We start from the raw sequence: 6,867 nt of genomic DNA, 5'->3' as shown, positions 1-6,867 counted from the left end.
GGCGGCCGTTGTCCCAAGGATCACTAGAGGGCCAAAGGGTGTGCGAAAATGATCTTCCTTCGCACACCCGGCGGCCGTTGTCCCAAGGATCACTAAAGGAGGCACCGGTGAAGACGACTCTTGACTGCCCCTGCGGCACGCGGATCGTGGGCGAGAACGAGGACGACCTCGTCGAGAAGGCCCAGGCCCACCTGGCCGAGAAGCACCCCCACCTGGAATACGACCGCGACGCCATTCTCTTCATGGCTTTCTGACCGGGCGTGCCGAGCCTCCGGGCGCGGCTCGCCGAGTCGGTCGCGCTGCCGGTCATGGGCGGGGACCGCGCCTGGACGGCCGAGGCCATCCGGGCGCGCATCGCCGCCCAGGCGGCGGCCCCGACCGCCGTCGACGCGCCGCGCTGGCTCGGCCGTCTCACCCGGCACACCGTGGCCGACCGCGCCGGCTGGCCCGTCCACGAGCTCACCTCGAAGGGCCTCCCGGCCCAGGCGGCGGGCGGCGGGCCGGGCGCCGGCGTCACGGTGCTCTACCTGCACGGTGGCGGCTACGTGAACGAGATGCTGTGCTGGCACTGGTACCTGCTCGCGCGGCTCACCCGCGCCGTCCCGGCGCGCTTCGTGATCCCGATGTACCCGGTGGCGCCGCGCGGGGTCGCCGCCGACGTCGTCCCCGCCGTCACCGGCCTGCTGGCCGAGCTGGTGACCGAGGCTCGGGCCGACAAGGCCGGCGCGGCGCGGGTCGTGCTGATGGGCGACTCCGCCGGTGGCGGCCTCGCGCTCGCCGCCGCGCAGGTGGCCCGCGACCGCGGCGCGCCCCAGCCGGACCGGATCGCGCTCGTCTCGCCCTGGCTCGACGTGACGATGACCGACCCCGACCAGCCGGCGCTCGCCGCGAAGGACCGGATGCTCGGTATTCCCGGCCTCGCCGAGGCCGGCCGGTGCTGGGCCGCCGCCCTCGACCCGGCCGACCCGCTCGCCAGCCCGCTACGCGGCGTCCTGACCGGCCTCGCGCCGCTCACCGTCCTGTGCGGCACCCATGACGTGCTGCTTCCCGACAGCCGCCACCTCGCCGCCCGGGCGGCCGCCGCCGGCCTGGAGATCGACTACCACGAGGCCCCTGGCCTCCCGCACTGCTACCCCCTGTTCCCCATCCCCGAGGCCCGGGCCGCCCGCGCGGCCCTCGCGACCACCCTGCGAGGCCCGGGCCGCGACGACCGGTGACCGACCAGGCCAACTCGGCCGCGTCGACGATGGCCGACGACGGTCAGGCGGGGGCGATTGGGAGCTCGGCGTGGATCTCTCCACCCGCGGGGCCGGGGCCCGCGGTCAGGCTGCCGCCGACCTGCTCAGCGCGCTCCCGCATCGACTGGAGCCCGACGCCGGGCCGCCAGTTCGCGGCGGTCACGCGGCCGCCGTCGCGCACGGCCAGCACCAGCCGGTCGGCCCGCGCCTCGACCCTCAGCCAGACATCCGCCGAGCCGGAGTGCCGCGCCGCGTTGGTCACGGCCTCCAGGACGATCCGGTACGCGGCGACCTCGACGGCGGCCGGCAGCGGCGGCAGCTCCCCTGGTGCCTCGACCGCGACGGCCAGCGCGCGGCCGTCCGCGGCGCGCAGCCGGTTGCAGCCCTGCCGGATGGCCGCGACGAGGCCCAGCTCGTCGAGCGCGGGCGGGCGCAGCCCGTAGACGATCCGGCGGATCTCGGTGATCGCCGCGGCGGTGTCGGCCCGCAGGTCCGCGAGCACGGCCTGCGCCCGGTCCGGGTCGACGGGGACGAGGTTGCGCGCGGCGTCGGCGCTGTAGGCGACGCCGGTCATGATCGGGCCGAGTCCGTCGTGCAGGTCACGGCGCAGCCGGCGGCGTTCCTCCTCCAGCGCCTCGACCAGCTGGCCACGCGAGACCCGCAGCTGCTCGGCCAGGGCCGCGGCGCGCAGCGCCTGGGCCAGGGGCGGGGCCACCAGTCGCAGCACGCTGCGGGTCGCGGGCGGCAGCGCGTGGACCTGCGGCGGGAGGCCGACGACCAGCGCGCCGACCCGCTCGTCGCCGACGACGAGCGGCACGGTGGTCGTGGTCATCGCCTCCGGCGGGTGAGCGGCCCCGGACCGGTCCGCCGCCGGAGCCGCGGGCGCCGGCACAGGTGCCGGAACCGGGCTCGGCGGCGCGCCGGCGGTGGCGACCCGCTTGTCCTCGCTCCACAGCTCCACGTAGGGCAACGCCAGCCCGGCGCGCAGCGCCGGCAGCCAGGACGCGGGGTCACCACCCGCGTCGAACCGCTCGCCGAGGCCCGCCAGCGCCTGCACCGGGTCGGCCCGGCCGCCGAACAGCACACTGTCGACGAGGTCCTCGATCGCGCGCATCGCCGGCCGGAACAGCACCGCGATCAGGACGCACAGCACGGTGACGGCGCTGCGCCCCGGCGGGTGGCCGGCGACGAGCTCGAGGGCGGCGTACGTGCCCGCGGTGGTCGCGAACGCGCACTCCAGCGTCACCGTCCACGCCGACGACTTCCTGATCAGCCAGCGGATGTCCAGCAGATCCGGGTCGATGATCCCGATCGCGGCACAGACCGGTGGCGGCAGCGCCGCGAGCGCGAACGTGATCACGTAGAAGGCACGCGGCAGGTCGACCGCGAACGCCTCGCCGATGAACATCGCGTGCAGCACGAGGAGCGTCGTCTCGGTGCAGCTCCAGGCCAGCCACTGCAGCGCCCGACGTTGCTGCCCGGTCGCCGTCATGAACCGTGCCCAGCCGCCGGCCACCAGCAGTACGACGGCGACGGCGCCGAGTGGAATGGTGGTGCGCTCGTCCACCCGCGCCAGGGCGGCGGCCAGGGCGGCGGCGACGATCCCGAACCCGGCGCACCACCGCGTGATCCATCCCGGCAGCCGGCCGTCCGGGTACAGCGCCGCCGCGATCGGGGCGATGACGCCGACGGCGACGAGGTACAGCACCTCGGATACCTGGTCCGCACCGGACAGGCCCCAGCCCGCCAGCGTCTGCGCCGCGGCGCTGGCCAGGATGAGGCCCGCGAGCACGGTCATCGCCAGCCCGCAGCGGTTACGGGGATCCGGGCCGAACGCCAGGACCGCCCACGCTGTAGCCGCGCACGCCGTTCCGAAGATCAGCGCGCCCACCCCGCGCCAGCCCACGCCGCCGGGAGCCCACAGGCCGAGGACGGCCAGCACGACGAGCACGGCCGCCACCCCGACGGGGCCCTTCGGTAACACCCGCCGCGCGCTCGGCCAGACCCACGCCCCGGTCCGACGCGGTGCGGCACCGGGAACGGTGCCGGTCGGCCCGGTACCCGCCACGACGGCGGGCGGCGGGCCGCCAGGACCCGGGAGCGGGGGCTGGGTGTCGGCGGGCGCGGCGTCCGGCGGAGCGGCATCCGGCGGAGCGGGTCCCGCCGGCGCGGTGTCCGCCGGCGCGGAACGGGCGGCGTCGGCACCGGCGGGCTCGGCGAGCGCCGGTTGGCCGGTCATGCTCGGGTCACCGGCCGAGGCCCGCTTCCCGAGCCCGCACGATCGCCTCCGCGCGGGTCGCGAGCCGCAGCTTGGCGAAGATCGCCGAGACGTGGTTGACCACCGTCTTCGTGGCCACGCCGAGCTCGGCGGCGATCACGCCGTTGCTGCGCCCGGCGGCGATCAGGTCGAGGATCTGGCGCTCCCGGGCGGTGAGCTCGGGGAACGGGTCCGGCGCCGGGCCGCGCGGCTCGGCGGCCTGGTCGAGCAGCCGGCGCGCGATTCCCGGGCCGAGCACGACGTGCCCGGCGGCGACCGAACGGATCGCGTGCAGGATGTCGTCCTGGGCCGCGCCCTTGAGCAGGTAGCCGCGAGCGCCGGCGCGCATCGCGGCGAACACGGTCTCGTCGTCGTCGAACATCGTCAGCATCAGCACCGCGCACTCCGGGAGCGCGGCCGCGAGCCCGCGGGTCGCCTCGACGCCGTCCATGTCCGGCATCCGCACGTCCATGACCACCACGTCGGGCCGGGTCAGCTGGGCCTCGCGGATCGCCTCCGCGCCCGTCGCCGCCTCGCCGGCCACCTCGATGCCGCCCACGGACGACAGCAGGGCGGCGATCCCGCGGCGGACCACGGCATGGTCGTCGGCGAGCAGCACCCGCAGCGGCGCGGCGGCAGAGGTCATGCCTGATGATGACGCCCGCGCGCTCCCGTTGTCCCTGGGAACCTTCCCACCCGCCTGGGAGCGTGCTCCCAGGCCGGCCGGGCGGATTCCGGGACCGGTGGGAGCGGACCGGGCTGACACTCGTGCCCGAGCGGTCGACCATGGACCGGTGCTGCCCGCCGAGACCGCGCCCCAGCCGAGAGGCGCGGCACTGTCGCGGCGCAACAGGACCGGTCTCGGCTTCGCGGCCGTGCTCGGCGCCGCCGAGCTCGCCGGCCCCGCGCTGCCCATCCCGAGTTTCTCCAGAAGCGGCCCGGTAGCGGCGACCCTCGCGTTCGGCATGCTGCTGGGTGCCATCACCGTGGTAAGCGTCGTCGTCCTGCTGACCACCAGGTCGCGGACCGCGCTGCGGGTCGTCGCGGCGAGCAGGCTGCTCTCGCTGCTCAGCGCGATCCCGGCGTTCTTCCGTGACGTCGTCCCCCCGGGGCTGGTCGTGGTCTCCTCGCTGTGGGTCCTGCTGAACCTGCTCGCGGTCGAGCTGATGGTGGAGCCACGCCGGGCGCCCGTCCGGCCCTGGCGCGGCTGACGGGCCGGCGATGACACCCGGTGGACCGTCTCGAGGAGGCCAGCCGCGGGCCGGCTCACGTCCCCCTTCCGAGGGAGCCTCGCCCGCGGGCGCCGGGCTCACCGGGAGGACCAGGGCCGGGCTGGTCCTCGCGGCCGTGCTCGGCGTCGGCGACCTGCTGGTCCTCGGCCTGCCAGGCTCGTCGGCGGACGGGGCCAAACCACCGACGAGCGTGCTGGTCTTCGGCGCGCTGATGGGCGTCGTGACACTCGCCTGCGTGGTCGTCGCGCGGGCATCGCGGTCGCCGGCCACCGCGCGGGTCGCCGCGGCCAGCCGGGCCCTGTCGGCGCTCGGTGCCCTTCCCGGCCTGTTCACGGCCGGTGTCCAGCCAATGCTGGTCGCGCTCGCGGCGGCCTGGGTCCTGCTGAACCTGTCGGCGGTCTGCCTGCTGATGGCGCCGCCGGGCCGGTCGCGTACCTCCTGAGCGACACCGGCCCCGTGCGCGCCGCGGCGGCCTTCCGCGGCGCCGGCATGGTCGGAGAGCGAGCCGGCGGTCGCCCGGAGTGTGGAGCCGGCCGCCGCTGGCGATGTCATTTAGGCGACGCCGCCGGCGCGGAACCGGCGGCAGCGGGCGTCCGTTGGGGCTGGTGCGGGCTCATCCTCGACCCTCTGCCCCCGGGTCGGCCGGGGTCCTCCCTCCCGGAGAGCGCGCTCGGCTCGCCGCCCGCGATTCCCCCCACCGCGACGGCGGGCCGAGCGCCCGGAGGGAGCCGGCGCCAGGGCGAGACACCCGAGACGCCGGCTGGTCAGGTGGTCAGGCCGATGAGGAGGCCACGGACACCAGCGGCGCCGCGCCCGGAGCGCCCGCGGGGGTGACCGGGGCGGACCAGTCGATGTGGTGGCGCATCGGCCAGGAGAACGACTCGGGGTTCATGAGCCTCATGGCGATGGGCATCATCAGGTCGCGCAGCACGCGGGCGACCGGGCCGGCCGCCTTGTCGCTGTTGGTGCGCTGGGCCATCTTGATGATCCGCTCCACGCGGTCACGGCGCATTCCCTCGTAGGTGGCGAACGCCTCCGGGTACGGCAGGTCTCGCAGGCAGCGGGCCAGCTGCACGGCGCTCTCGATCGCCAGCGACGCACCCTGGCCGGAGCTGGGAGATGTGGCGTGCGCGGCGTCGCCGATGAGGACCACCCGGCCGCGGTGCCAGGTCGGGACCGTGGGAATGTCCTCCATCCCGCCGACGGTGATGAACTCGGCCGGATCGGTCCGGTTGATGAGGTCGACGGTGCGCAGCCGGTCGTCGGCGAACGCCTCGCGCAGGACCCGCAGCCACTCGTCGGCGCCGACGGCGCGCGCCTCGGACGCCGTCATCGACGTCGCCCGCGGCAGGTTCGCGAACCAGCCACCGGAGCCGTCCGCCGCCAGGACATAGCCGAAGAAGGCGCGCTTGCCGAAGACGAAGTGCATCTCGCTGCCGGTCGGGTCGATCCGGCCCGGGTCCACGGACCCGGCCGACAGCCGGGCGCCGAAACCGAGCAGGCCGACGTAGCGCGGTGACGGCGCCGCCGGGTCGATCAGCGAGCGGACGGCCGAGCGGATCCCGTCCGCGCCGATGAGAATGTCGGCGCTGGCGCGGCTCCCGTCGGCGAACACCGCCGTCACGCCGCCGGCGGTGTCCGCGTCTGGGTCCGCGTCGCGCTGCTCGATGGCCACCAGTCGCTTGCCGTACTCGACCCGCGCGCCGTGGTGGGCCGCCGCGTCGTGCAGCGCGCGGTACAGCTCCGGGCGCCAGACCAGCAACTGGCTCGGCAGGCCAGCCGGTGAGCCGAGCGACGCGAGCCGGCGGCCCTTGCCGTTGCGCATCACCATGGTGGTGATCGGCGTGCCGACGGGTTCGACGATCCCGCCGAGGCCGGCGGCGGCGAGCGCGTCGAGCCCGTTGGGCGCGATGCCCAACGTCCCGCCAACACCGTCCGCCGTGGTCTGGTACGCCTCGTACACGGTCGCCTCGATGCCGGCCTTCCCGAGGGCGACGGCCGCGACCGGGCCCGCGATCCCACCGCCGATGACGATGGCGCTCCGGATTCTGGACATGACAAGTTCCGCCTTTCAGGGCGCAGACGTTTCCGAAGAGAGGTGTTGCGTGGCCGCGGCGGAGGCCGTCACGGCTGTGGGACG

7 protein-coding genes are annotated in these 6,867 nt (G+C 75.7%); 4 read left to right on the top strand and 3 right to left on the bottom strand.

Annotation, left to right across the window (positions count from 1 at the left end; genetic code table 11):
* Nucleotides 1–107: 107 nt before the first annotated feature.
* Nucleotides 108–254 carry a DUF1059 domain-containing protein gene (locus BCD48_RS21960; RefSeq protein ID WP_071050268.1) on the top strand — a complete coding sequence of 49 codons (147 nt, stop codon included), beginning with the start codon at nucleotides 108–110 and terminating at the stop codon, nucleotides 252–254.
* A 6-nt stretch (nucleotides 255–260) separates the two neighbouring features.
* The gene (locus tag BCD48_RS21955) at nucleotides 261–1,217 is read left to right on the top strand and encodes an alpha/beta hydrolase fold domain-containing protein (protein ID WP_071050267.1); all 957 of its coding nucleotides are present in this window, start codon (nucleotides 261–263) and stop codon (nucleotides 1,215–1,217) included.
* A 43-nt stretch (nucleotides 1,218–1,260) separates the two neighbouring features.
* Here the strand turns inward: BCD48_RS21955 and BCD48_RS21950 are convergent, their stop codons facing one another.
* Both BCD48_RS21950 and BCD48_RS21945 read right to left on the bottom strand, forming a co-directional pair.
* Entirely contained in the window at nucleotides 1,261–3,477 is a 2,217-nt protein-coding gene (locus BCD48_RS21950) for a sensor histidine kinase (RefSeq protein WP_071050266.1), read from the bottom strand.
* Nucleotides 3,478–3,484: 7 nt separating this feature from the next.
* Nucleotides 3,485–4,141, bottom strand: coding sequence for a response regulator (locus tag BCD48_RS21945; RefSeq protein WP_071050265.1), 657 nt, complete (start codon nucleotides 4,139–4,141; stop codon nucleotides 3,485–3,487).
* Between BCD48_RS21945 and BCD48_RS21940 the strand changes: the two genes are divergently transcribed.
* Both BCD48_RS21940 and BCD48_RS21935 read left to right on the top strand, forming a co-directional pair.
* Entirely contained in the window at nucleotides 4,140–4,706 is a 567-nt protein-coding gene (locus BCD48_RS21940; protein WP_131804082.1) for a hypothetical protein, read from the top strand. The two genes, BCD48_RS21945 and BCD48_RS21940, sit on opposite strands and share 2 nt — an antisense overlap.
* Nucleotides 4,707–4,716: 10 nt before the next feature.
* Nucleotides 4,717–5,169: a hypothetical protein gene (locus BCD48_RS21935; protein ID WP_131804081.1), complete on the top strand. Its 453-nt coding sequence runs from the start codon at nucleotides 4,717–4,719 to the stop codon at nucleotides 5,167–5,169.
* Between the two features lie 330 nt (nucleotides 5,170–5,499).
* On the opposite strand, the gene BCD48_RS21930 is transcribed toward BCD48_RS21935, so the two are convergent.
* Entirely contained in the window at nucleotides 5,500–6,783 is a 1,284-nt protein-coding gene (locus BCD48_RS21930) for an FAD-dependent oxidoreductase (protein WP_071050262.1), read from the bottom strand.
* Nucleotides 6,784–6,867 lie beyond the last annotated feature (84 nt).

The sequence above is a fragment of the Pseudofrankia coriaricola genome, assembly GCF_001854805.1.
GTDB lineage: Bacteria > Actinomycetota > Actinomycetes > Frankiales > Frankiaceae > Pseudofrankia.
This window is presented reverse-complemented; position numbering and strand designations above follow the sequence as displayed.

Bases quoted from the DNA above. Each gene is read 5' to 3' on its own strand.
- BCD48_RS21935 (WP_131804081.1), top strand. From the start codon at position 4,717: ATGACACCCGGTGGACCGTCTCGAGGAGGCCAGCCGCGGGCCGGCTCA.
- BCD48_RS21950 (WP_071050266.1), bottom strand. From the start codon at position 3,477: ATGACCGGCCAACCGGCGCTCGCCGAGCCCGCCGGTGCCGACGCCGCC.
- BCD48_RS21940 (WP_131804082.1), top strand. From the start codon at position 4,140: ATGCCTGATGATGACGCCCGCGCGCTCCCGTTGTCCCTGGGAACCTTC.
- BCD48_RS21945 (WP_071050265.1), bottom strand. From the start codon at position 4,141: ATGACCTCTGCCGCCGCGCCGCTGCGGGTGCTGCTCGCCGACGACCAT.
- BCD48_RS21930 (WP_071050262.1), bottom strand. From the start codon at position 6,783: ATGTCCAGAATCCGGAGCGCCATCGTCATCGGCGGTGGGATCGCGGGC.